Source organism: Cupriavidus sp. 05N39, assembly GCF_056397325.1.
Genome location: NZ_JBFTNE010000418.1, coordinates 1 through 359 on the forward strand (window position 1 = coordinate 1; position 359 = coordinate 359).

Sequence of the window (359 nt, forward strand, 5' to 3'; positions counted from 1 at the left end):
AGACCTGGATACCGCGCTGATCGAGCGCGAGCAGGCCGCGCTCGCGCCGAACGCGGACGACAGCGATCCTGCCCTGTGGGCGATGGCCGCCATGGCCGCCATCGGCAGCCAGGATGCAGCCCGCATCGACGCACGCGACCCGCACTCGCCCTGGCAGCAGCAGGACGGCTGGCGGCTGGGCGCGCGCGCACCGCGCACGCTGACGCTGGAGCACCGCGGCACCCAGCAGCCGGTGACGGTGCAGCAGCAGGACGGGGCATGGTCGGTGACTGTCGGCGATGCCCGCGTGGTCGCCCACGGCGGCCTCGACGGCGATGCGCTGCGCATGCAGAGCGGCGATGCGCTGCACCGCGCCCGCG

The 359-nt window shown here is 74.9% G+C and carries 1 pseudogene; it reads left to right on the forward strand.

Annotated elements, in window-relative coordinates:
* Positions 1–359, forward strand: a pseudogene (locus tag AC1DN0_RS41985) (hypothetical protein); the annotation flags it as partial.